Raw genomic sequence first — 23,699 nt, 5'->3', positions numbered from 1 at the left:
CGCAGCGTGACCTCAGGGGATCAGCACCGTGCTGCCGGTGGTCTTGCGGGCTTCGAGGGCCGTATGCGCCTCGGCCGCGTCCTTCAGCGCAAAGCTCTGGTTGACGCGGATCTTCACGGCGCCCTTGGCAACCACGTCGAACAGCGCCGCGGCATGCGCTTCCAGATCTTCACGCTTGGCGGTGTAGGTCGCGAGTGTCGGGCGCGTCAGGTACAGCGACCCCTTGGCGGCGAGAATGCCGATATCAGTGGTGACCGGGCCGGAGGCGTTGCCGTAGGACACCATCATCCCGTAGGGCGCCAGGCAATCGAGTGACGTCGTGAAGCTGTCGCGGCCAACGCTGTCATAGACCACGGGCAGCATGGCACCGCCCGTGATCTCCTTCACCCGGGCGGGGAGGGACTCCAGGCCGATGACGGTGTGGTCGGCGCCATGGGCTTTGGCCAGCGCCGCCTTTTCCTCCGTGCTGACGCAGCCGATGACGGTGCAGCCGAGGTGCTTGGCCCACTGCGTCATGATCAGGCCGACGCCGCCGGCCGCGGCGTGGACCAGGATCGTCTGGCCGGGCTGGACCTTGTAGGTGCGGGTCAGCAGGAAGCCGGCCGTCATGCCCTGCAGCATCATGGCGGCCGCCTGTTCCGGGGCGATCGCATCCGGCACCTTCACCAGGCGGTCCGCCTTGATGGCGCGGGCCTCGGCATAGGCGCCGATCGGGGCGGTGGCGTATGCGACGCGGTCACCGGGCGCTACGTGGGTGACGCCCTCGCCCACGGCCTCTACCACGCCCGCGGCTTCCATCCCGATGGTCGCGGGCAGTGAGGGCGCCTTGTAGAGGCCGGTGCGGAAGTAGACGTCGATGTAGTTCAGGCCGACGGCCTGGTGGCGGACCAAGGCCTCGCCTGGCTTCGGAGATGGCAGCGGGATTTCCTCCCACACCATCTTCTCGGGGCCGCCATATTCGTGGATGCGGATGGCGTGGTTCATGGGGATGTGGTCCCTGGATCTTGGGGGAGGAAAAGGGCGGCGTGCCCGCGCTGCTCGATGCCGAGCAGGATGCGCTTTGTACTGGCGCCGTCGCCACCGGAATAACCACCGATCCGGCCGCCGGAGGCGACGACCCGGTGGCAGGGGATAATGATGGGGATGGGGTTGCGACCATTGGCCTGCCCGATCGCCCGGGCCGAGGATTGGAGCAGTCGGGCCAGGTCGCCGTAGGAGCGCGTCTCCCCGGCCGGGATATCGCGCAACGCCGCCCAGACCCGCTGTTGGAAGGGCGAGCCGTGCGGGGCCAGCGGCAGGTCGAAGACGGTGCGCAAGCCGTCGAAATAGTCCTGGAGTTGTGTGGCCGCTTCTCGCAGCAGTGGCGTTTCCTCCTGGTCCCGGCCGCGACCCCAGTCGAGGGCCACGATCGCGCCGTCCTCGGCGGAGATGGTCAGGTCGCCGATCGGGGTAAGGCAGGAGAGTTGTGGCATGCGATCCGTCCAGGGGATCGCCATGCGCCACACTCTACGGGGTGTCGTCAAGCCAGGTCTTGTCGGAGGGTGTCGCGTCGGCCCTGGTCGGGGGCCGGATGCCTCGCTAAATGCGGGGCTGTGCCTGGATGAGCGGAGGCTTGCTTGACCGATGCCGTAGCCGATCCGGCGGCCGATGCCGCCGATCCTCCGCCCTATTTCCGGGCGCATGTCTTCGTCTGCTGCAACCGACGACCCGATGGCCACCGCCGCGGCTCCTGCGCCGCACGCGGCAGCGAAGCGCTGCGGGACTACATGAAGGCGCGGGCGAAGGAGCTTGGGTTGAAGGGCGTGCGCATCAACCAGGCCGGCTGCCTGGATCGCTGCGAATTCGGGCCGACGCTTGTGATCTACCCGGAGGGCGTCTGGTACAGCCCGAAGACGCGCGACGATGTGGACGCAATCCTGCAGGCGCATCTGGTGGAAGGCGGCCGGGCGCGGCACCTGATGCTGACGGAACAGGACGTGCTGCCGCCGAAGAGTTGAGACTCGCGCGATGTTTCACGTGAAACACCAGCGTCGCCAGGGCAGCCGATGTCATCCCTGATGGATACGGTCTTCGCGCGAGCATCCGGTGCAGGGCTGGCGGCCGTTGCGGTTCTGAGGCTGTCGGGGCCGCGTACAGGCCAAGTGGTGAAGCGGCTTGCGGGACGATTGCCGCAGCCGCGCCACGCCAGCCTGCGGCGCTTGCGCGCGCCCGATGATGGGCAGGTGATGGACGAGGCGCTGGTGCTGTGGTTCCCGGGTCCGGGGAGCTACACCGGTGAGGACGCGGCGGAGCTTCACCTGCATGGCGGGCGCGCCGTGGTGGCGCGCGTCGAGACCGCGCTGCTGGCATTGGGATGTCGCCCGGCGGAAGCGGGCGAGTTCACCCGGCGCGCCTTTCTGCATGGCCGCATGGACCTGACGCAGGCCGAGGCGGTGGCAGACCTGATTGCCGCGGAGACCGAGGCGCAGCGCCGGCAGGCCCTGCGCCAGGCCGGCGGCGCGCTGGCAAGCCTCTATGGCGGCTGGAGCGCGCGGCTGACCCGAATCCTGGCCCAGCAGGAAGCCGCCATTGAATTCGAGATGGACGACCTGCCGAGCGATCTTCCTGCCCAGGCGCGGGACGCAGCCGAGTTGCTGCGGGCGGAGATCGCCGCGCATCTGGCGGATCAGGGGCGCGGTCAACGCCTGCGGGACGGCGTTTCCATTGCTATCATCGGCGCACCGAACGCCGGAAAATCCACGTTGCTGAATGCACTGGTCGGGCGGGATGCAGCCATCGTGTCACCGACGCCGGGCACGACGCGCGACGTGGTGGAGTGCCGGCTGGAATTGGCGGGCGTTCCGGTCCTGCTGGCCGACACCGCGGGTCTCCGGACCACGCTCGACGCGGTCGAGCAGGAAGGGGTGCGGCGAGCGGCGCTACGGGCCGATGCAGCGGACATAGTGCTCGCGGCCTTCGCCGGCGATGCCCCGCCAGACGCGGAGACGCTCGCCCTGCTGGCGAAGGCCGAGCACGTCGTGGTGGTGGGCACTAAGGGCGATCTGGCGCCATCGCCCACCCTGCAGGGACGGGTCGTGCTGCCGACCAGCGCCGTGACCGGCGCCGGGCTGCCGGCGCTGCGTGCGGCCCTCGAGGATCTGGTGCGTCGCCTCGCCGGCTTGGTCGCCGCGCCGGCGTTGACTCGCGCCAGGCACCGTGCGGCGCTCGACCAGGCGCTGGCCCGGCTGGATGAGGCGCGGGAGGCGGCCCTGCCGGAGGTTGTGGCAGAGGGATATCGAGCAGCCCTTGCGGCGCTCGGGCGCCTTACCGGACGGGTGGAGGTGGAACAGGTGCTCGATGCGGTGTTCCGGGACTTCTGCATCGGCAAGTAGAGGGCCTATACCGCACCCATGGCGATCAACGAGAGCTACGACGTTGTGGTGGTGGGCGGCGGCCATGCCGGCTGCGAGGCCGCGGCCGCGGCGGCCCGGTGCGGCGCGCAGACCCTAATGCTGACCCACCGCCTGGACACGATCGGCGAGATGTCCTGCAACCCCGCCATCGGCGGCATCGGCAAGGGCCATCTGGTGCGGGAGGTCGATGCGCTGGATGGTCTGATGGCGCGCGCGGCCGATGCGGCGGCGATTCATGCCAAGGTGCTGAACCGCAGCAAGGGTCCCGCCGTGCGCGGGCCGCGCATCCAGGCGGACCGGCGCCTGTACCGCGAAGCCATGCAGGCCCTGCTGGCCGAGACACCCAATCTGACACTGGCTGCTGAGTCAGCCGAGGATCTGGAACTGGATGCGACCGGGCAACTCCGCGCCATCATTTGCACTGCTGGCCGCCGCATCGCCTGTGGCGCCGTCGTACTCACCACCGGCACCTTCCTGCGTGGCGAAATCCACCTGGGCGAGGCGCGCCGCCCCGCCGGTCGCGCCGGGGAGGCGCCTTCCATTGGCCTCGCCCGCGCGCTGGACCGTCTCGGCCTACCGCTCGCCCGTCTGAAGACCGGCACGCCACCCCGGCTGGATGGACGCACCATCGACTGGGACTCGCTGGAGCCGCAGCCGGGTGACGAGCCGCCGGAGCCGATGTCCTGGATGACGGAGCGCCTGGGCAACCCGCAGGTGCTGTGCCGCATCACTTGGACCACGCCAGCGACCCATGACCTGATCCGCGCCAATCTCGGCCGCACCGCAGTCTATGCCGGCCGCATCCAGGGCGTCGGCCCGCGCTATTGCCCATCCATAGAGGACAAGGTGGTGCGCTTCGCGGACCGCGAACGCCATCAGGTTTTCCTGGAGCCGGAGGGGCTGGACGACAACACGGTCTACCCGAACGGCATCTCGACTAGCCTGCCGGAGGAGATCCAGGCGGCGCTGATCGCCTCCATCCCCGGTCTCGGCTACGCGCGGATCCTGCGGCCGGGCTATGCCATCGAGTACGACCACGTCGACCCGAGGGCACTGCGCCGGACCCTGGAAGTCCGAGTGGCCCCTGGCCTGTTCCTGGCGGGCCAGATCAACGGCACGACCGGCTATGAGGAAGCGGCGGCGCAGGGCCTGATGGCCGGCCTCAACGCCGCGCAGCGGGCCGGAGGCACCGAGCCCGACCGCGTGCTGGGACGCGGCGAGGCCTACATTGGCGTCATGCTCGACGACCTGGTGAGTCACGGCGTCACCGAGCCCTATCGCATGCTGACCGCTCGTTCCGAACACAGGCTCAGCCTGCGGGCGGACAATGCGGGCCTCAGGCTGACGCAGCGCGGCCTTGCCTGGGGTTGCATCGGGCCGGCGCGCGCGGCACGGCAGGTCGCCTTCGGCAACCAGGTTGCAGCCAGCCTCGCACGCGCTGCGGTGGATGAGGCAACGCCCTACGTCCTGGCCGAGGCTGGCATCCCGATCCGCCAGGATGGGCGCCGGCGCACGGTGCTCGAAGTGCTGGCGCTGCCCGATGTCACCGCGAGCATGGCGGCCCAGGCGTTTCCGTGGCTAGGCGACCTGCCGCCGGCGGTAGCGACACAGGTGGAGGCCGAAGCCTTCTACGCGCCGCATCTCCGCCGACAGGACTCGGAGCGTCGGATGCTGGCACGGGAGGATGGCGTGGCGGTGCCGCCCGATCTGGATTTTCGTGCCATTCCAGGCCTGTCAGCAGAAATGCAGCAGCGGCTGGGCCGGGCGAATCCGGACAGCCTGGGCAGCGCCAGCCGCGTGCCCGGAATAACACCGGCTGCCGTAGCCGCCCTCGCCATCCACCTTCGACGCAGCCAGCCGGAGGCGTTATAGGTGTTTCACGTGAAACACCTCTCCCCTTCCACCACGTCGCCAATGCGGCCGCCACTCGATGCGGCAGTCGAGGCGCGGCTGCAGGCCTACCTCGACCTACTGCTGCGCTGGAACGACCGGATCAACCTGGTCGCCAAGGCGCCGGCCGGGGTGCTGCGGCAGCGACATGTCGAGGACTGCCTGCAACTTGCGGCTCTGCTGCCCACCGAAGGTGGGATATTGGCCGATCTCGGTTCAGGGGCCGGCCTCCCTGGTCTGGTGCTGGCGATGGTGACGGGGCTGGAGACGCATCTGGTCGAGGCAGATCGCCGCAAGGCAGCCTTCCTGGTCGAGGCTACGGCACGGCTGGCCCTGCCGAAGGTGAACATACACGTCGAACGAATCGAGGATGTCCAACTGCCTCCCATCGACATCCTGACCGCGCGGGCCCTGGCGCCGCTCAACGGCCTGCTGCCACACGCGCACCGCCTGTTGGCGCCTGGTGGAGCCGCCATCTTCCCCAAGGGTCGCACCGCGGAGCAGGAGTTGGCGGATGCCATGGCCACTTGGTCCTGCCAGGTCGAGCGTTTCCCCAGCCAGACCGACCCCGACTCCACCATCTTCCGCCTGTCAGGCATCCGTCATGTCCAGCCGCAAGCCTGACCGCCACCCGCGGGTGCTGGCCTTCGCCAACCAGAAGGGTGGTGTCGGCAAGACGACGACCGCCATCAACCTGGCCACCGCGCTGGCTACGGACCGCAAGGTGCTGCTGCTCGACCTGGACCCGCAAGGCAATGCCTCGACCGGGCTCGGCATCAGCCGGCAGGACCGCGCCGCCGGCAGCTACGCCTTGCTGGTGGAAGGTCGCCCACTGGATGAACTGCTCCGCCCCACGCAGATCCCCAACCTGTTCATCCTGCCCGCCGACCCGGACCTCGCCGGCGCCGAGATCGAACTGGTCGGGCTTGAGGATCGCGAACGCCGTCTCACCCTCGCGCTGTCCGAGGCGCGGGAGGCCTTGGCTGATTTCGACTACGTCTTCTTCGACTGCCCGCCCTCGCTCGGCCTCATCACCCTCAACGCGTTGGTCGCGGCGGATGGAGTGCTGGTGCCCCTGCAGACCGAGTTCTTCGCGCTGGAGGGGATCAGCCAGATCACCCGCACCATCGAACGGGTACGCCGGTCACTGAACCCGCGCCTGCGCCTGGACGGCATCGTCCTGACCATGATGGACCGCCGCAACAATCTTTCGGAGCTCGTGGCCAGCGACGTCCGCGGCTTCTTCAAGGACAAGGTCTATGAAACCGCCATTCCCCGGAACGTCCGCGTGAGCGAGGCTCCCTCCCACGGCCTGCCGGTCCTGCTGTACGATTTCCGCTCACCGGGCGCCCAGGCCTACGTCAAGCTGGCCGCCGAATTCCTGAAGCGGGAGCGTGCGCCACAGCGCGCCACATGAGCAGCACCACACGCAAACCCACCTCACGCCTCGGTCGCGGCCTATCCGCCCTGATCCCGGACGCGCCCGCCGCCAACCCGTCGGAAGCGCTGCGCAGCCTGCCGATCGAGGCGTTGGAGCCCGGCCCTTTCCAGCCCCGCGGCGGCATGGACCGCACCGGCCTCGACGAACTTGCCGCCTCGATCCGGGAGCACGGCATCCTGCAGCCGATCCTGGCCCGCCCGAAACAGGGCAGCCCCGGCAGCTACGAGATCATCGGCGGCGAGCGGCGCTGGCGTGCCGCCCAGGCGGCGCAACTGCATGAGGTGCCGGTCGTCATCCGCGACTTCGGCGACCGGGAGGCGATGGCGGCTGGCCTGGTCGAGAATCTCCAGCGCCAGGACCTGAATGCGCTGGAAGAAGCCGAGGGCTACAAGCGCCTGCTTGAGGAGTTCGGCCTGACGCAGGAAAGCCTGGGGCAATCGGTTGGCAAAAGCCGTAGCCATGTCGCCAACACCCTCAGGCTGCTCGGCCTGCCCGCCCCGGTGCGGGACTTGCTGCGCGACGGCGCCCTCTCCGCCGGCCATGCCCGCGCCCTGGTCGGCTCGCAGGACCCGGGCCGCCTCGCGGCCCAGGTCGTGGCGCGTGGGTTGAACGTGCGCCAGACGGAAGCGCTGGCCGCCGCCACGCCGAAGGCCTCCTCGCCCCCGCCCCGGCCACAGGACCCGGAGACACGCGCGCTCGAGAGGGATCTGACCGAGCGCCTCGGTCTCAAGGTCGCGGTGCGGCCCCAGGCCCGCGGAGGAGAGGTCACCATCCGCTATCGGGATCTCGACCAACTGGATGGGCTGGTCCGGCTGCTGACGGGCGGCGGCTGAGGGCTGCCCGCGCGTCAGCGCCGGGCGAAGCCGGCGGCCTGCCGCGCCAGGGCAGCGACGCTGGCCCGTGCCAGCGCCTCGTTCACGTCCCGGAAGGCGGTCGTCTTGGTGCGGCGCTCGGCCTCCAGCAGAGCCGCCCCCTGCGCCTCCAGCGCCGGCAGCGGCCATAGCCGCAGGGCGCGGGAGAAGGCCGACTGGTGCTTGAAGAACACCGGTGGCCGCAAACCCCCTGCATCGCCACCGGCGGCCGAGGCTTCCTGCAGACGCTGCACATGCCGCAGCGCGGACCGCACCACCATCACGGGATTGGCGCCCTCGGCAAAGGCCGCATCCAGCGCCTGGTCTGCCGCCGCCGCATCGCCGGCCGTCGCCGCCATCAGCGCCACGTCCAGGTCCGCAGTCAAACCTTCGGCCACACAGGCCAGCGCCACTGCTTCGTCCACGCGACCACCAGGCCCGGCATGCAGCGCCAGCACTTCCACCGCGCGGCGCAGCAGCATCCGGTCCTCGCCGAGCCGCGCAGCCAGCCATTGCAGTACGGTCGGGTCCGCCTGCACGCCCTGTTCGCGCAGCAGCCCGCCGATGGTCGCCACCAGTGCCTCCGGCTTCTCCCGCCAGCAGGCGATGACCATGGCGGAAGGCGCCGCCTCGGCAAGGGCGCGCAGCTTGGAGCGCGCGGTGATCTCCCCCGCCTCCAGCACCACCAGGGCCTCGCCCTGGCCTGCCAGCACCTCCTGCAGCGGCGTCGCGTGCGCATCCGTCGCCTCGCGCAGCCGGACCACGCGGCGCCCGCCTGTCATTGCCAGGGCAGCGGCCTCCCCGGCCAGGGCGCCACCACGCGCGGCCTCATCCCGCGTCAGCTCCGTCAGTCGGAATGGATCTGAAAGCGCGCCTCCCAGCACGGCACGCACCAGGGCCTCGGCCCGTTCCCGCACCAGCCCCGGATCGTCGCCGTACAGCAGCACGGCGCGCGCAGAGCCCGGATTGCCCAGGAACGCTGCCACACGAGAGGCTTCGAGCTTCACGGTCCTGGCCTACGGCAACGCTACCGGAAGCGCGTGCCGAGCCCAGGCGGCAGGCCCCGCGCCGCGGGGTCGACCGGCGTGAGATCGGCGCCAGGCAGCGGCATGACCGGCGCAGACGCACCGGCCGGCGCCACCAGCCCCGTGTCGGGCTGCCGGAAGTCGGGCTGCCGGAAGAAGATCGCCAGCCGCGTCACCGTCAGGTCCGCCAGCGTTTCCGCCAGGCGCTGCTCGGCGAACTCCCGGCTGCTGTCGGAGGCGAAGAACTGGCTCGGCGGGATGTTGTAGGCCTCGATGCTGCGCTCGACGCCCGAGGCCAGCGTCACCGGCGGCGGCCCCGGTTGTGCCAGAAGCCAATTCACCGTGCCGATGGTGCGGACTCGGGATGAGGTGCCGTCGCGCTGGATGCCAACCGCCTCCTGCTGCAGGGCCGGCGCCACCCGCAACTGGTAACGCACCTCGCCCGCGCCAGGCCCGCCGACATCCTGGCCCATCCGCTGGTATAGGGCGCGGCGCAGCAGCTGTCCGAAGCGCTCCTGCAACACCTCCACCCGCACGCCCTGCAGTTGCGCCCGCACCTCCGGCGTTCCAGGCGGCGTGCCCCCGCTGCCATACAGCGGCCGGAAACCGCAGGCGCCAAGGCCCAGGGTCCCAGCCAGGAGGCCAGTCCGGGCGAGCAGCCCGCGACGCCCCAAAGGTTCAGACGACGAAATTGACCACCCGCCCCGGAACATGAATCCGTTTCTTCACCGGCTTGCCGCCCAGCGCACGCTGCACGTTCTCATCGCCCTCGGCCAGGGCGAAGATGTCGGCCTCCGCCGCCTGCACCGGAACCTCGATGGTCGCGCGCAGCTTGCCGAGCACCTGCACCGCCAGCGTCATCGTCTCCGCCCGCACCAGCTCCGGCTCTGACTCCGGCCAGGGCAGCTCCGCAACCAGCGTCGAGGCATCTGGATTGAGCAGCGCATAAAGCTCCTCCGCCAGATGCGGCATCATCGGCGCGGACAGCCGCGCCAGCATCTCCAGCGCCTCCCGCCGTGCCGCGCCCATGCCCTCGGCGCCGGAAGCCGCCTCGGCCTCCCCGATCGCATTGGCGAATTCGTGGATACGCGCGACGGCGACGTTGAACGCGAAGCTGTCCAGCGCTTCCGTCACCGCGACGATGCTGCGATGCGTGACCTGCCGCAGCTTCTTCGCGGCACCCATCGCCGGGCCCTGGGGCGTTCCGGCCGGGGGCAGCATCGGCAGGGCGTTCGCGGCCAGCCGGAAGACCCGCTGTGTGAAGCGGAAGGCGCCGGCGACGCCGGATTCCGTCCACTCCATGTCCCGCTCCGGCGGGTTGTCGGACAGGATGAACCAGCGCGCCGTATCCGCCCCATAGCGACCGATAATGGCGCCGGGATCGACCGTGTTGCGCTTCGACTTGGACATCGCCTCGACGCGGCCGATGGTCACCGGGGCGTTGCCGCCCTTCAGCGTGGCGCTGCGCGTGCCATCGGCGGCGAGCGAGAACTCCACCTCCTCCGGGTACAGCCAGCGGCCATCCGGGCTCTTGTAGCTTTCGTGCTGAACCATGCCCTGGGTGAAAAGCCCGGCGAAGGGCTCCGAGACCTCCAGATGCCCTGTCGCCTTCATGGCCCGGGTGAAGAAGCGGCTGTAGAGCAGGTGCAGGATCGCATGTTCGATGCCGCCGATATACTGGTCGACCGGCAGCCAGGCATTCACCGCGTCCTGCATGACCGGCTCGGCCGCCTGCGGCGAGCAGAACCGGGCGAAGTACCAGGAGCTGTCGACGAAGGTGTCGCAGGTATCGGTCTCGCGCCGCGCCGGCTTGCCGCAGTTCGGGCAGGCGACGTGCTTCCAGGTCGGGTGGTGATCCAGCGGATTGCCGGGGCGGGAAAAGTCCACATCCTGCGGCAGTTCCACCGGAAGCTGGTCCGCCGGCACCGGCAGCGCGCCGCAATCGTCGCAGTGGATGACGGGGATCGGGCAGCCCCAGTAGCGCTGGCGGGACACGCCCCAGTCGCGCAGGCGCCAGTTCACCACACCCGTGCCCTGGCCGGCTTCCTCCAGCCGCGCGATCACCGCGCGCTTGGCCGCCGGCACTGTCAGGCCGTCCAGGAAGTCCGAGTTGAAGATGGTGCCGTCACCGGTATAGGCGGCATCGCCCAGCGTGAAGCTGGCCGGATCTGCGCCAGGCGGCAGAACCACCGGCTTGATGGACAGGCCGTATTTGCGGGCGAACTCGAAATCACGCTCGTCGTGGCCGGGGCAGCCGAAGATCGCGCCGGTGCCGTATTCCATCAGCACGAAGTTGGCGATCCACACCGGGAAGGTCTCGCCGGTGAAGGGATGCACCACGCGATAACCGGTGTCGAAACCGCGCTTTTCCGCCTGTTCGATCGCCGCTTCGCTGGTGCCCATGCGCCGGCATTCGGCAACGAACTCAGCCGCGTCCGGATTGGCGGCGGCCGCGGCGGCGGCCAGCGGGTGTTCCGCGGCAACGGCCAGGAAGCTCATGCCGAACAGCGTGTCCGGGCGTGTGGTGAACACCTCCGCCTCCACGATGTCGGCCACCGGCTGCGCCATCCGGAAACGCACCCGCGCGCCCTCGCTGCGGCCGATCCAGTTGGACTGCATCAGCTTGACGCGCTCAGGCCAGCGATCCAGCCCACCCAGCGCCTCCAGCAGGTCCGGCGCGTATTTGGTGATGGCGAGGAACCACTGGGACAGCTTCTTCTTCTCGACCAGCGCGCCGGAGCGCCAGCCGCGGCCGTCGATCACCTGCTCGTTCGCCAGTACGGTCCCGTCCACCGGGTCCCAGTTCACCCAGCTTTCCTTGCGCTCGACCAGGCCGGCCTTCCAGAAGTCCAGGAACAGCTTCTGCTGCTGGCCGTAGTAGCCCACGTCGCAGGTGGCGAATTCCCGCGACCAGTCCAGCGACAGGCCCATGCGCTTCAGCTCGGTGCGCATGTTGGCGATGTTGTCGTAGGTCCACTGGCCCGGGTGCACGCCGCGCTCCCGCGCCGCATTTTCCGCCGGCAGGCCGAAGGCGTCCCAGCCCATCGGGTGCAGCACCAAGTGCCCGCGCGCGCGCTTGTAGCGCGCCACCACGTCGCCCAGCGTGTAGTTGCGGACGTGCCCCATGTGGATCTTGCCGGAGGGGTAGGGAAACATCTCCAGCACGTAGTATTTCCGCGCCCCCGGCGGCGGCACGTCCGGCACGCTGAAGCAGCCGCGGCGGTCCCATTCGGCCTGCCAGCGCGGCTCGGCGGCAGCGAAATCGTGCCGCGCCGGCTGGCTCTGGGCCGGGTCCTGGCCAGCGGGGTGGGCCGGGGAAATCTCGTTCATCGTGCTGCGGTGCATGGCCTGGGGTTGAGCCACAGGCATAATCCTCCCCGGCCCCCCTGGGAAGGGCGGTGCCTGAGCCGCAGGCGGCGCCTCAGCCGGAGGCGGCGACCGACTGCGCCCGCAGCTCCCGCGCCCGGTTCAGCACCTGGTCCTCGAGTTCCGCCGCCGTGCTGGCGGCGACCGGCACGTCGACCCAGGCATTGCCGCGCAACTCCTGCCGGAACAGCGCGATGCGCACCCCGTCGGAGCGCAGCTGGCGGCCGAGCACATAGGCGGTGGCGCGGAAACGCTCTCCCTGGCTGCCGGGCGGCGAATACCAGTCCGTGATCAGCACGCCGCCGAAGGGATCGGCGGAGGACAGCGGCATGAAGGACAGGGTATCGAGCGACGCGCGCCAGAGATAGGCGTTGACGCCGATGCCGCCGCCATCCTGGCCGGCGCCGGGGCGCTGCTGGCTTCGGTCCGTGCCGAAGATCAGGATGCCATCTGTGCCGCCAATCCGCCCGCGCACCTGGTCGCGCCGGCGATCGGAGCTGTATTCATCCAGCCCCGGCGTCCGCAAATTGTCGCCCAGCGAGCCGCAGCCGGCCAGCACGGTGCCCGTCAGGGCCACCATCATCCATTGCGTCAGGCGCATGCTTCCCATCCCGGCCCGGCGGGGCCCTTCCTGACGCGATGTTTAGCGCCATGGCGCCGCCGCGCAAAGTGCGGGCCTGTAACGGCAGAAGTCACTCCACGAAAAAGGGCGGCGGGTTTCCCCGCCGCCCCCTTCAGGCTGCCGATCCTTGAGGGATCAGAAGGCCAGGCGCGTGCCCAGGATGAACACGTCGATGTCGCGGTTGCGGGTCACGATCGACGTCGGGTTCGCGGCGTTGTTGGCGATGTTCTCGTCCGAGATGTTCGTGTAGTTCGCGAACGCCTCGAGGCCCGGAGCGATGGTGTAGACCGCACCGACGCCGATGGCGCGCTGCTCGCGATCGGCGAGGGCACCGTTGTCACGCTGGCCGAGCGAGTAGAAGGCGCCGACCGAGATCGCACCGGCGCGGTAGGTGGCGCCGAGCGTCCAGTTGGACGAGTTGCCCAGGCCTTCGCGAATGCCGGCGCGGCCGAAGGAAGCGCCCGCGTACTTGCCCCACATGTAGTGGCCACCGACAGTGACGCCGAAGGCGGACAGGTTCAGGCCGGCCTGGTAGGCGTTCGGATCCTGGATCTGCACAGCGGCGCTGTGAGCGTCCGGAGCATCGCCGCGCATGGCGGAGAAGGCCGCGGCCACGCCGACGTTGCCGAAGCTGCCGCGGTAGCGGATGGCGCCGGACAGCTCGTTGCGGATGGAGCCCTGGTTCGGGTCGCGCTGCAGCACGGTGCTGCTGCCGCCGGCCAGGAAGTTCTCGCCCTCGTTGCCGTTCGGCGCGAAGCTGACGCCGAAGTCGAAGCCGAAGAACTGCGGCGACATGTAGATGATCTTGGTGGCGTCGCTGCCGTCGTTGATCGTCGACAGGATGTAGCGCGTGCCATCGGCGCCCGGCGCGATGAACTCGTCCCAGCCACCCGACTCGCCGAGGTTGGTGATGCCCGGCGCGGCGACCTTCAGCTGGTCGGCGGCGCTGTCCTGGTCACCGAACTGCAGGGTGCCGAGGGTCGGGGTGGAGATGAAGCCCCAGGCCTCGTCGGTGTCGACGGCGGTGGCGGAGGTGTTGTTGGCGTCGATCTGGAACTCGATCTCGGCGCCGTAGGACAGGCCGTTGGCGGCCTTGCCGCGCACGATCACGCTGATTTCCAGGTCGGTGCGGAAATCGAGCTTGGAGCGGCTGACGGTCTCGTTCGGGCGGCCCGGGGCGGTCAGCGTGACAGCGCCGCTGTCGTTGTCGTCGTTGATGTAGCCGCCGGTGAACTCGAAGTAGCCGCCCACGCGAACCGTCGGAGCCGTCTGCGCCTGGGCGCCGGTGATGCCCAGCAGCGCGGCGCCGACCACCGCAGTGGTGCCCAGCAGAATCTTGCGCATATTCAAAAACCTCCTCCTGCACCGGGTGGCCCCCGGCATGCGACGACCCGCCTGCCCCCCTCGGCAGGACGCCGCTACCAGGTTCCCCCCTGGCAGCAGTCGAGCCCGGGGGGATAATGGTCCGGTGGTTACGCTCCGGGCAACCGGCCAAAGCAGGGCGCCGCGACTTCGTTGAGACAGTGTTGCGCACAGGACACAGCGCCGTGTGGGAAGGGTCTCGGCACCTGAGGCGGACCCATGAAGAACGTCCCACTCCCCAACCACCCGTTCAGGCGCGGCGCGCTGCCAGCCCCCCGATGGCGGCGAAGCCCGCCGCCCGCCCGGCGCCGCGCCACGGCAGGCGCCCCGCGGTGGCGGCCGTGACGCCGCCAAGGGCCACGGCCGGCCGGCCCAGGCGCCGCGCCAGGGCCGACCAGCGCAGCGGGCCCAGGGCCGGCGCGCCCGGGTGGCTCGCCGTCGCGAAGGCCGGCGAGACGAAGCCGAGATCCGCCTGCAACCGCCGCGCCCGCGCCAGCGCCGCCCGCCCATGCACCGCCAGCGACAGCACCGCCCAGGGCGCCCCGCCCCGCCGCGCTGCCAGCCAGGCGAACGCCTGCGTCCCCACGGCCCGATCCGGCAGGTGCAACCCGCAGCGCCAGCGCAACGCCGCGCGCGCATCGCCACCGACCAGCAAAAGCAGCCCGCGCCGCCGCGCCAGGGCCGCCAGCCGCGCCAGCACCGTCGGCGCCGCACCGCGGGCCAGCACGCCGGAGCCGCGCGGCAGCCGGGCCGCCGCGGCGCAGGGGTCCGGCAGCCGCACCGGGTCCGAGACCAGCCACAGCCGCGCCCCCCGCCCCACCTGCCTCCGATGCGAAGGCGTCGCCGGCTTGAGCCGGCGGGACCATGCCTCTAGCGTCCGCGCCATGCCCCAGGATTTTCCCCATATCGCCAGCCAACTCGGCCGCATCCGCGACAGGATCGCCGAGGCCTGCCTGCGCGCCAACCGCCCTCCCGGATCGGTCACCCTCGTCGCCGTCTCCAAGACCCACCCGGCGGAGGCCGTCCGCGCCGCACTGGCCTGCGGCCACGCCACCTTCGGCGAGAACCGGGTGCAGGAGGCCGAGCAGAAATTCACCAGCCTGCGCGTAGACCATCCGGACCTCCGCCTGCATCTGATTGGCGCGTTGCAGACCAACAAGGCGCGCGACGCCGTGCGGGTCGCCGACGTGATCGAGAGCCTGGACCGCCCGAAGCTGGCCACCGCGCTCCGTGACGCCATGGCGCGCGAGGGCCGCCAGCCCCGCCTGCTGGTCCAGGTCAATATCGGCGACGAGCCTCAGAAGGCCGGCGTCCCGACAGCGGAGGCCGACGCCTTCATCCGCCTCTGCCGCGAGGATCTCGGCCTGCCCGTTGCCGGGCTGATGTGCATTCCCCCGGTCGAGGACGATCCGCGGCCGCATTTCGCCCGTCTGGCGGACCTCGCCGGCCGACACGGCCTCGGCATCCTGTCCATGGGCATGAGCAACGACTTCGAAGCGGCGATCGCGGAAGGCGCCACGCATGTCCGCGTCGGCACCGCCATCTTCGGCGGCCGGCCCGCGCCGGCCTGACCGCCGGCCTGACCGCAGCCCCGGCAGCCGGCAACCGGTAGACGGCAACCGCACCTGCGCCATGGCGTTGAGCGGCCGGATGTCCGCGCCGGGACATCACCATATTTTGGACGAGTTGTTCGGCTTCACTGACGGTGGCGCGGTTGCACGCCGGCCGGACGCCCCCGGGGCAGGAGGATGGATTTGGGCCGATACCTGGTGACCGGCGGGGCCGGCTACGTTGGCAGCCACACCGTGCTGGCCCTGCGCGATCGTGGCGAGGAGGTCGTCGTGCTCGATGACCTCTCAAAGGGCCACCGCGCTGCAGTGCCGCCAGGTGTCACGCTCGTGCCCGGCCGTTGCGACGACCGCGCCGTGCTGGCCGAGGCCTTCGCCCTCGGGCCCTTCGATGCCGTGCTGCATTTCGCCGCGCTGTCCCTGGTGGGCGACAGCATGCGGGACCCGCTGCGCTACATGGCGGAGAACCTGAACACCCTGGCCGCCGTGGCCGAGGCGGCGGTGAAATCCGGCTGCCGCAAGCTGGTGATGTCCTCCACCGCCGCGTTGTTCGGATTTCCCGAGCGCATCCCGATCGACGAGGCGCAGGGCCATGCGCCGGTCTCGCCCTATGGCGAAAGCAAGCTGATGTGCGAGCAGGCGCTGGCCTGGGCGGAGCGCATCCACGGCCTGCGCTATGCCTCGCTGCGCTACTTCAACGCCGCCGGCGCCGACCCCGAGGGCCGTGCCGGGGAGGATCACGACCCCGAAACCCACCTGCTGCCGCTGGCGATCGACGCCGCGCTGGGCAAGCGGCCGCCGCTGATGGTGTTCGGCACGGACTACCCGACGCCCGACGGCACCGGCGTGCGGGACTATGTGCATGTGACGGACCTGGCGGACGCCCATCTGCGGGTCCTGCCGCTGCTGGACACACGATCGGTGCGCTACAACCTCGGCAATGGCACTGGCTATTCGGTGCGGGAAGTCATGCAGTCTGTGGAGCGCGTCGGCGGCCGGCCGGTGCCGCACGAACTGGGTCCGCGGCGCCAGGGGGACCCGGCCGTGCTGGTCGCCTCCTCCGCCCTGCTGCGTACCGAGACCGGCTGGACGCCGCGCTTCCCGGCACTGGACGACATCGTGCGCACCGCCTGGGATTGGCGGGTGGCACATCCGCAGGGCTATGCCGGCGCGACGGTCCTCGCGCCGGCTTGAGCCAACATCAGGCCAGCTGGCCGGCCACCCAGTCCTTCAGCGCGCTGCGCGGCAGGGCGCCCACCTTGGTGTCGACCGGCTTGCCATCCTTGAACAGGATCATGGTCGGGATGCCGCGCACCGCGTAGTCGTTCGGCGTCATCGGGTTGTCGTCGATGTTGACCTTGGCGATGGTCAGCTTGCCTTCGTATTCCTTGGCGATCTCGTCGAGGATCGGCGCGACCATCCGGCAGGGGCCGCACCACTCCGCCCAGAAATCGACCAGGACGGGGCCGGAAGCCTCCAGCACGTCCTGCTTGAAGCTGTCATCGGTGACAGCCTTGGTGAGTTCGCTCATCGCGGGTCTCCGGGCGCCGGCCGTGGGGGCAGGTGGAAGGGCCGGCGCAGTTGAAGGCAAGATCGTGGCGGTGCGGGTCCGGGTCAAGCAATCCCTGTCCTCCGGTCCGTCATGCACGCGGCGCATGCAGGTTCAGAAGATCTTCCGGAAGCGGCATGAGGCGGGCGCCGAAGGTCCAGACCAGGGCGCAGTCCACCGCCCGGCCCGGAAAGGCACCGGACAGCACGGCGCGGTACGCCGCCATCTGCCGCAGGTACAGAGCCGGCACGGCCGAAACCTCGGCCGGTGGCGGGCGGTTGGTCTTGTAGTCCAGTACCAGCACGCGGCCCGGCGTCACCAGCAGCCGATCCACCTGGCCGCTGACCAGGCGGTCGCCAATGCGCCCGGCGATCGGCGCCTCCGCCAGGCTGCCCGGGCCGAAGGCGGCGGCGAAGGCCGGTGCCTCCAGCAGCGCCAGGATTTCCGCCAGCGTCTCCCGCTGCTCGTCCCCGGACAGGTCGTGGCCACGGCGGGCGAGGAAGGCGCGGGCTGCGGCCTCCCGCGTTTCCGGCGGCCGGTCGGGCAGGTGTTGCAGCAGGGCATGCACCAGCCGGCCACGGCGGAAGCGGCGGCCGGTGGGGTCGGACATGCCATGCGGCGCCGCGGCCGGTGCTTCGTTCTCGCCCGGTACGGCGGAGGGGGCGAGCGCATCCACCGCGTGTTCCGCCGGCGCCGGGCGGCGCGCCCAATCCGGCAGATCCGCCGCGGCGGCGGGCGGCGTGTCACGCCCATCGGGGCGCGGCGCGTCCTCCTGCGGCGTTTCCAGGCGGGCGAAGCTGGTGGTGGCAAAGCGGCAATCCGCCGGGGCGCCGAAGCCGCCGAACTCCTGCTCCTCGCAGCCGATCCGGCCGAAACCCTGGGCGATCAGGTCGTACCAGCAGGCTTCCGGCCAGTCTCGTGCCTTGGGTCGCTTGCGCTGCCAGCCGCAGACCAGCAGGCGGTCCTCCGCCCGGGTCAGGGCCACATACAGCAGCCGATGCTCCTCCGCCGCCCGCGCCGCCTTTTCCTCGGCCAGCAGCGCGCTGTAGGCGGGCGCGTGGTGGTCCTTGTTCGGCGCCCAGAACGGCAGCGGCGGGCCATCCTCCGGCTGGTGCCAGCGCACCTCCGCCCCGTCGCGGCCGGTGGCGACGGTGTCCGGCAGGATCACCACCGGCGCCTGCAACCCTTTGGCGCCGTGGACGGTCATGATGCGCACGGCGTCGCCGGCGCCTTCCTGGTCCCGCTTCACCTCCGCCCCGCCGCGACGTAGCCAGGCGGTGAAGCCCTGCAGGCTCGGCGGGTGGCGGCGGCCATAGTCCAGCGCGGCGTTGAGGAACTCATCCACCGGGTCCGAGGCATCCGGCCCCAGCCGCGCCAGCAGTTTTTCCCGTCCCCTGTGTTCACCGAGGATTTCCGCGAACAGGGTGTGCGGCGAGGCGATGTCGGCACGCGACATCAGCCCGGCCAGCCAATCCGCCGCGCGCCCTTCCGGCGTGTCCTGCCCGCGCGCCTCCGCCAGTCGGCCCCAGAGCGGCCCGCGCCGGTCCGCGGCCAGGGCCAGAAGCTGGTCGTCATCCAGCCCGACCAGCGGCGACTTCAGCGCCGCCGCCAGTTGCAGATCGTCCTCCGGCAGCAGCAGCGCATCGGCCAGCGCCAGCAGGTCCTGCACCGCGATCTGCTCGACCAGGCGGATGCGATCGGTGCCGCCGGTCTTCACGCCGCGCGCCTTCAGCGCCCGCACCAGCCGCGGCAGGAAGCCGCCGGTGCGCTTGCGGACCAGCACCAGGATGTCGCCCGCCCGCATCGGCCGGCCCCGCGCGGGCAGCATTTCCCCGTTGTCCAGCCAATGCGCGATCCGCGCCGCCAGGGCTTCCGCCAGCAGCGCATCGGCGCCGGTGGCGGCGGAAGGCGCCTCGGGCACCTCCCAGGCTGGCGGCGGTTCGGTCTCGGCGGCTTCCAGCATCGGCCACAGCTCGACGCAGCCGGCTTGGCCGACGCGGTCCGGCCGGTGCCGCAGCACCTCGCCTTCCGCCACCACGCCGTCCCGCGCCGCGCCTTCCTTGAATACCGCATCGACCAGCGCCAGCACCGGGGCGGTGGAGCGGAAGGAGACCTGGAGCTGCACGTCGCGCAGCGTCTCCTCCAGCGCCGAAATGCGTTCGGCGAAGTGCCATTTCCAACGGGTGAAGCCGGCGGCGTCCGCGCCCTGGAAGCGGTAGATGGATTGCTTGACGTCGCCCACCGCGAAGATGGTGCGCGGGGCGGCGCCCTTCCGGTCCGCACCGGAGCCGGCGAAGAATTCCTCGGTCAGCGCGGCGGCGATGCCCCATTGCGCCGGGTTGCTGTCCTGCGCCTCGTCCAGCAGCACGTGGTCCAGGCCGCCATCCAGCTTGAACAGCACCCAGGCGCTGCCTGGGTCGCGCAGCACCTGGCGGGCGGACAGGATCAGGTCGTCGTAATCCATCAGCCCGCGGGCCCGCTTGCGGTCGCGATACCCTTCCAGCACCGGGGCACCCAGGCCGAGCAGGGCGCGCGTCGCGGCCAGCAGGCGGCTGGCGCGGCGGCTGCCTTCCACCGCCGCCACGCGCTCGCCCTCCTCCCGCAGGATCTCGGCACATTCCGCCTGGCGCGGGCCGACATCCTTGGTCGCCATCCGTGCCCGCGGCGTGCCTTCCTGGGTCAGCAGGCAATCCGCCCATTCGCCCCAGCGTGCGGCGCGCTGCGCTGGCGGCAGTTCCAGCCAGGCCATCAGGCGTGCGCCGCGCCCGCGGTCATTGGCGTTGCGGCTGGCTTCCAGCAGCCGCGCCGCGACCACGGCCTGGTCATGCACGGACTGGGCGCCGGCCAGCAGCAGCGAATCCTCCGGCGCGTCGTCCGGCAGATCGAGGTGCCGGCCGATGGCCTTGCACAACGCCGCCAGCGACCCGGTGCCGCGCAGCGCCTCGGACAGCCGTTCCCGGTCATGGTCCAGCGCGCGGACCAGCTTGGCGAAGGCATCCGGCGGCACCAGGCTGGCGAGCGCCTCCAGCGCAGTAGCCTGAGCCGGGCTGGACAGGACCGATTCGCGCGCCTCGGCCAGCAGCGCCACGGCATCGGCATCCTCGATGACACCGAATTGCGGGGCGAGGCCGGCTTCCAACGGGAAGGCGCGCAGCAGGGACTGGCAGAAGGCGTGGATGGTGCTGATCCGCATGCCGCCCGGATGGTCCAGCACCCGGCAGAACAGCCCCCGCGCCGCATCCAGGTCCCGCCGGTCCGGCGCTCGGCCGAGCAGCGCCGACAATCGCGCTGCCAGCGCCGGCTCAGGCTCCACCGCCCAGCGCCCGAGGTCGCGCGCCAGTCGCGTCGCCATCTCCGCCGCCGCGGCCTTGGTGAAGGTGAGGCACAGGATGGAGCCCGGCCGCGTGCCGGGCGCCAGCAGCAGCCGCAGCACGCGGTCCGTCAGCACCTTGGTCTTGCCCGACCCGGCCGAGGCGCCGACCCAGGCGGAGGCCATGGGGTCCGAGGCGCGGCCCTGCTCGAATTCCGCTTCCTGCCGCGGCGTGAGGATCAGGTTCATGCGCCGTCCTCCTCCTCCGCATCGGCCCATTCGGCGATTCGCGACAGGTGGTCGTAGTCGCCACCCCTGGTCTTGCGGCCGGGATGCGGCCGGGCCGTGAAGGCGGCGTCGCCGAGCAGGAACCGGTCCACCAGCAGGCCGAGCCGATCGACCGCGCTCGACGCCAACTCGGAAACCTCCGCCGGCTCCGAGACCATGCCGCGCACCTCGCCGGGCGTCTCGCCGCCCGACAGTTTCCAGTAGGTCAGCGCCCGAACCGTCGCGGGCGGCACCCCGGCGAAGCCGCCGGCGGCGGCGATGGCGGCTTCCAGCGGCAGTTGCGGGGCGCGGCCATCGCCGAGTTCGTCCGGCCGGGGCAGCGTGCCGGTCTTGTAGTCGAGGATCGCCAGCGAGCCGTCGCCCAGCCGGTCGATCCGGTCAGCCCGCGCCTTCAGCGTCACGGTGCCGCCCGGCCGCACCAGGTCGAGCCGGCCATCGGTCTCGGTGAAGCTCTGGGCGATCTGTCCGTTGGCCCGGATTTCGCCTTCCTGACCGACCACGAAGGCACCGATGCGGGCGAGGCGGGGGCGCCAGAAGGCGGCCAGCGCAGGACGCGGACCCTGTGCGGCAAGCGCCTCGGCGGCCGCCCGGCCCCAGGCGTCCAGCGCGGCCTCCTCCACAGGCCAGCCGCCGGGCGCCTTTGCAAGCTCCGCGATGAAGCCGGCCAGCGCGCCGTGCACGATGATGCCATAGTCCAACGCGCCGACATCGGCATCGAGCGGGTCCAGCCGGCGCAGCTTCAGGATGCGCTTGGCGTGGAAGGCATAGGGGTCCGCCAGCAGGTCGGCGACCTCGGTCACCGAGATCTCCTTCGGGCGCTGCGCGCGCGTCGGGCGCGGCGCCGGGCGGCCAACGGGCGTCACCTGGTCCGGCATGTCGAGCGCCGCTGCCATCCGCGCCGCCTCGCTGTCCGGCAGCGCCAGCCCCTGCCCGTTCAGGAAGGTCTCCAGCCGCGTCAGCCAGCGCGCGGGTACCGTGGGTGCCCCGCCGCGGCGGCCGGCGCGGGACAGTACGGCCTCGGGCGCGGCGCAGGCGAACAGGAAGAAGTCGGTGCAGACGCGGCCGATGCGCGCCTCCGGTTCCGGCAGGCCGAACTGCGCCCGCATCGGGCGACTCATCCAGGGGCCGGGGTCGGTCGCCAGCGGCCACACCGTCTCATCCAGCGCGCCGAGCACCACGCGGTCGAAGGACAGCAGCCGGGCTTCCAGCAGACCGAGGATTTCCACCCGCGGATGCGCGGCTTCATGCAGCCGCACCTGGCGCGTCACCACGCCGTCCAGGCTGGCCTCGAACAGCGCGGGCCAGGAGGCCGGATCGATCGGCGGCATCAGGGCCATGGCCGGGGCGAGGTCCGCCATGTGGTTGGCCAACACCTCGCCCTCGTCGGCCGCATAAAGCCGTAGGCCGCCCGGCTGGTCGGCGGTGGTCGCCAGCGCCTCGGCTGCCGCCAGATGCGCGGCCAGCAGGTCCGCCGGCGGGCAGGCGGCGCCGTGGCGGGTGCTGAAATCGCCGAGCGCCCCGGTTAGCGCCGAGGCCAGCGCCGCATGCAGCGCCAGCAGCACCGGCTTGGCGACCGTCTCCGGCAATGCGGCGATGGCGGCGGCGAGCCCCGCCAGCCCGCCCTGCGGCCGCGGCCCGCGCAGCACGCGGCGTTCCAGCAGCCGCACCGCCGCGAGAAACTCGGACCGCAACATCCCGGCCGCCGCCAGCGGATGCTTCGCCAGGGCCAGCAGGGGAACCGGGGCGAAATCCTCCGCGACGCAGCGTGCCAGCAGCCGCAGGAAGATGCCCGTGGGGGTCTGCGCCAACGGCTGGCCGGCGCTGTCATCGGCGCGGATGCCGTGCCGCACCAGCTCCGCCGAGACGCGACGCGCCAGGTCGCGGTCCGGGGTGACGAGGGCGGCCCGCGCGCCGGGCTTTTCCAGCGCCTCCCGCAGCAGCAGCGCGATGGCCGCGGCTTCCGTCTGCGCATCCGGGGCGGCGAGCAGGCGCAGCCCTTCCAGCCCGGCCTCCCAGCGCGCGGCATCGGGCAGGGTCCAGGGCGCCATGCCCTCCGGCGGCCGCAGCGACATCTCCAGCAATTCGGGTCGCGCCTTCGGCACGCCGCCGGGCGGCACGTGCTCGCAGCCGGGCCAACGGCCGACCTCTCGGAATTCCGCGCCCATGGCGTGCAGCAGGCGGCCCTGGCTGCAGAAGGGATGCGTCGGCGAGTCGCAGACCGCGGCCCAGATCTCCGCCAGCGCGGCGCGGTCCAGCCCGTGCAGCACCACCGCACCCTGCGGCAGCCGCGCCACCACGCGCAGAAGTTCGACCGCCGCCGGGATGGTGCCGCCGACGCCGATGCCGGCGGCCACCACCGGGTCCGCCGGCGGGTTGTCCTGCCAGGCCTTCGTCTGCTCGCGCAGCGCCAGCACCCGGCGCAGGCCGATATCGAGCAGCCCCTGGTCTTCCAGCCAACCGGCCCAGGCAGTGGCGACGCCGCGCAGGAAGGTGGTGGTGATCTGCCAGTGGGCTGCCTGCGATTCCGGCACCAGGGTTTCGAGCCGCCCGAGCCAGGCTTCGGCGAACTCGGCCGGAGAGCCCGAAGCCAGCAACTCCGTGTCCGGCTCCTCCAGCGCGATCTCGTCGAAGATCCGGGCGAGTTCGGCGGCGAGGCCCCAGGCCTGTTCCGGATTCGCCGGCCCGCCATGCCGCGGCGGCAGGCGCAGCACGAGGCTTGTGAGCACCGCCTGCCGGGTCAGCGCCGGCACCGCGGGCGGCAAGTCCAGCAGCGTGGGCAGCGCCAGTTCGTCCGCATCCTCGGTCGACAACCCGGCCAGCGCCCGCATCCGCGGCAGCAGAAGCGCGCGACCCTCCGCGGCGGTCAGGAAGGCGTCGCGCAGCCCGCGCGCGGAACGCCGCGTCGGCAGCAGGATGGTGGCGCGGGACAGCGCCTCCGGCGGCTGGTCGCGGAACTGCCGGAACACCCCGGAAGCGAGGCATTCCAGGAAGGGAAGATGCGCCGGGATGTCGTAGAGGTTCATGATGCGTTCGCA

At 71.3% G+C, this 23,699-nt stretch carries 19 protein-coding genes; 8 read left to right on the top strand and 11 right to left on the bottom strand.

Translation table 11 applies throughout. The features are described 5' to 3' along the window. Positions 1-12 precede the first annotated feature (12 nt). Together ACLF3G_RS06655 and ACLF3G_RS06650 are read right to left on the bottom strand one after the other, a co-directional pair. Positions 13-984, bottom strand: a complete 972-nt coding sequence (locus ACLF3G_RS06655) for a quinone oxidoreductase family protein (RefSeq protein WP_430668558.1) — start codon at positions 982-984, stop codon at positions 13-15. Next, positions 981-1,472 carry a methylated-DNA--[protein]-cysteine S-methyltransferase gene (locus ACLF3G_RS06650; RefSeq protein ID WP_430668764.1) on the bottom strand — a complete coding sequence of 164 codons (492 nt, stop codon included), beginning with the start codon at positions 1,470-1,472 and terminating at the stop codon, positions 981-983. Before ACLF3G_RS06650 ends, ACLF3G_RS06655 begins: the two co-directional genes overlap by 4 nt. A gap of 144 nt (positions 1,473-1,616) precedes the next feature. On the opposite strand from ACLF3G_RS06650, the gene ACLF3G_RS06645 reads away from it, so the two are divergent. The 6 genes from ACLF3G_RS06645 to ACLF3G_RS06620 are packed head-to-tail and all read left to right on the top strand — an operon-like array spanning position 1,617 to position 7,556. Further along, positions 1,617-1,997 (top strand): (2Fe-2S) ferredoxin domain-containing protein, encoded by a 381-nt coding sequence (locus ACLF3G_RS06645; protein ID WP_430668557.1) that lies wholly within the window; start codon positions 1,617-1,619, stop codon positions 1,995-1,997. A 48-nt stretch (positions 1,998-2,045) separates the two neighbouring features. Then, complete coding sequence (mnmE, locus tag ACLF3G_RS06640) at positions 2,046-3,371, top strand: tRNA uridine-5-carboxymethylaminomethyl(34) synthesis GTPase MnmE (RefSeq protein ID WP_430668556.1); 1,326 nt, start codon at positions 2,046-2,048, stop codon at positions 3,369-3,371. Between the two features lie 18 nt (positions 3,372-3,389). Next, entirely contained in the window at positions 3,390-5,264 is a 1,875-nt protein-coding gene (gene mnmG, locus ACLF3G_RS06635) for a tRNA uridine-5-carboxymethylaminomethyl(34) synthesis enzyme MnmG (protein WP_430668555.1), read from the top strand. 42 nt (positions 5,265-5,306) lie between these two features. Beyond that, positions 5,307-5,906, top strand: a complete 600-nt coding sequence (gene rsmG, locus ACLF3G_RS06630; protein ID WP_430668554.1) for a 16S rRNA (guanine(527)-N(7))-methyltransferase RsmG — start codon at positions 5,307-5,309, stop codon at positions 5,904-5,906. Then, a complete protein-coding gene (locus ACLF3G_RS06625; protein ID WP_430668553.1) occupies positions 5,887-6,699 on the top strand; it encodes a ParA family protein in 813 nt (270 codons plus the stop codon). The genes rsmG and ACLF3G_RS06625 overlap by 20 nt, the downstream gene beginning before the upstream one ends. Beyond that, on the top strand, positions 6,696-7,556 hold the full coding sequence (locus tag ACLF3G_RS06620) for a ParB/RepB/Spo0J family partition protein (RefSeq protein ID WP_430668552.1): 861 nt from the start codon (positions 6,696-6,698) through the stop codon (positions 7,554-7,556). Before ACLF3G_RS06625 ends, ACLF3G_RS06620 begins: the two co-directional genes overlap by 4 nt. A 14-nt stretch (positions 7,557-7,570) precedes the next feature. On the opposite strand, the gene holA is transcribed toward ACLF3G_RS06620, so the two are convergent. From holA to ACLF3G_RS06590, 6 genes are all read right to left on the bottom strand, one after another. Next, entirely contained in the window at positions 7,571-8,581 is a 1,011-nt protein-coding gene (gene holA / locus ACLF3G_RS06615; protein WP_430668551.1) for a DNA polymerase III subunit delta, read from the bottom strand. A 20-nt stretch (positions 8,582-8,601) separates the two neighbouring features. Beyond that, positions 8,602-9,156, bottom strand: coding sequence for an LPS assembly lipoprotein LptE (lptE, locus tag ACLF3G_RS06610; protein WP_430668550.1), 555 nt, complete (start codon positions 9,154-9,156; stop codon positions 8,602-8,604). A 121-nt stretch (positions 9,157-9,277) separates the two neighbouring features. Then, on the bottom strand, positions 9,278-11,929 hold the full coding sequence (gene leuS / locus ACLF3G_RS06605) for a leucine--tRNA ligase (RefSeq protein WP_430668549.1): 2,652 nt from the start codon (positions 11,927-11,929) through the stop codon (positions 9,278-9,280). A gap of 91 nt (positions 11,930-12,020) precedes the next feature. Then, a complete protein-coding gene (locus tag ACLF3G_RS06600; RefSeq protein WP_430668548.1) occupies positions 12,021-12,566 on the bottom strand; it encodes a DUF3576 domain-containing protein in 546 nt (181 codons plus the stop codon). Positions 12,567-12,722: 156 nt separating this feature from the next. Next, the gene (locus tag ACLF3G_RS06595) at positions 12,723-13,970 is read right to left on the bottom strand and encodes a porin (RefSeq protein WP_430668547.1); all 1,248 of its coding nucleotides are present in this window, start codon (positions 13,968-13,970) and stop codon (positions 12,723-12,725) included. A gap of 229 nt (positions 13,971-14,199) precedes the next feature. Beyond that, entirely contained in the window at positions 14,200-14,835 is a 636-nt protein-coding gene (locus tag ACLF3G_RS06590) for a thiamine phosphate synthase (RefSeq protein WP_430668546.1), read from the bottom strand. Here ACLF3G_RS06590 and ACLF3G_RS06585 point away from each other — a divergent pair. After that, complete coding sequence (locus tag ACLF3G_RS06585) at positions 14,834-15,520, top strand: YggS family pyridoxal phosphate-dependent enzyme (protein ID WP_430668545.1); 687 nt, start codon at positions 14,834-14,836, stop codon at positions 15,518-15,520. The genes ACLF3G_RS06590 and ACLF3G_RS06585 overlap by 2 nt on opposite strands. 177 nt (positions 15,521-15,697) lie before the next feature. Beyond that, positions 15,698-16,711 carry a UDP-glucose 4-epimerase GalE gene (gene galE / locus ACLF3G_RS06580; RefSeq protein WP_430668544.1) on the top strand — a complete coding sequence of 338 codons (1,014 nt, stop codon included), beginning with the start codon at positions 15,698-15,700 and terminating at the stop codon, positions 16,709-16,711. Positions 16,712-16,718: 7 nt separating this feature from the next. Here galE and trxA read toward each other — a convergent pair whose 3' ends face one another. The 3 genes from trxA to addB form a co-directional block, all read right to left on the bottom strand. After that, positions 16,719-17,048, bottom strand: a complete 330-nt coding sequence (gene trxA / locus ACLF3G_RS06575) for a thioredoxin TrxA (RefSeq protein WP_430668543.1) — start codon at positions 17,046-17,048, stop codon at positions 16,719-16,721. Positions 17,049-17,157: 109 nt separating this feature from the next. Beyond that, positions 17,158-20,625: a double-strand break repair helicase AddA gene (gene addA / locus ACLF3G_RS06570; protein WP_430668542.1), complete on the bottom strand. Its 3,468-nt coding sequence runs from the start codon at positions 20,623-20,625 to the stop codon at positions 17,158-17,160. Continuing rightward, positions 20,622-23,687, bottom strand: coding sequence for a double-strand break repair protein AddB (gene addB / locus ACLF3G_RS06565; RefSeq protein WP_430668541.1), 3,066 nt, complete (start codon positions 23,685-23,687; stop codon positions 20,622-20,624). Before addB ends, addA begins: the two co-directional genes overlap by 4 nt. Positions 23,688-23,699: the final 12 nt, after the last annotated feature.

Source organism: Falsiroseomonas sp. HC035, assembly GCF_050563525.1.
Lineage (GTDB): Bacteria > Pseudomonadota > Alphaproteobacteria > Acetobacterales > Acetobacteraceae > Falsiroseomonas.
This window is presented reverse-complemented; position numbering and strand designations above follow the sequence as displayed.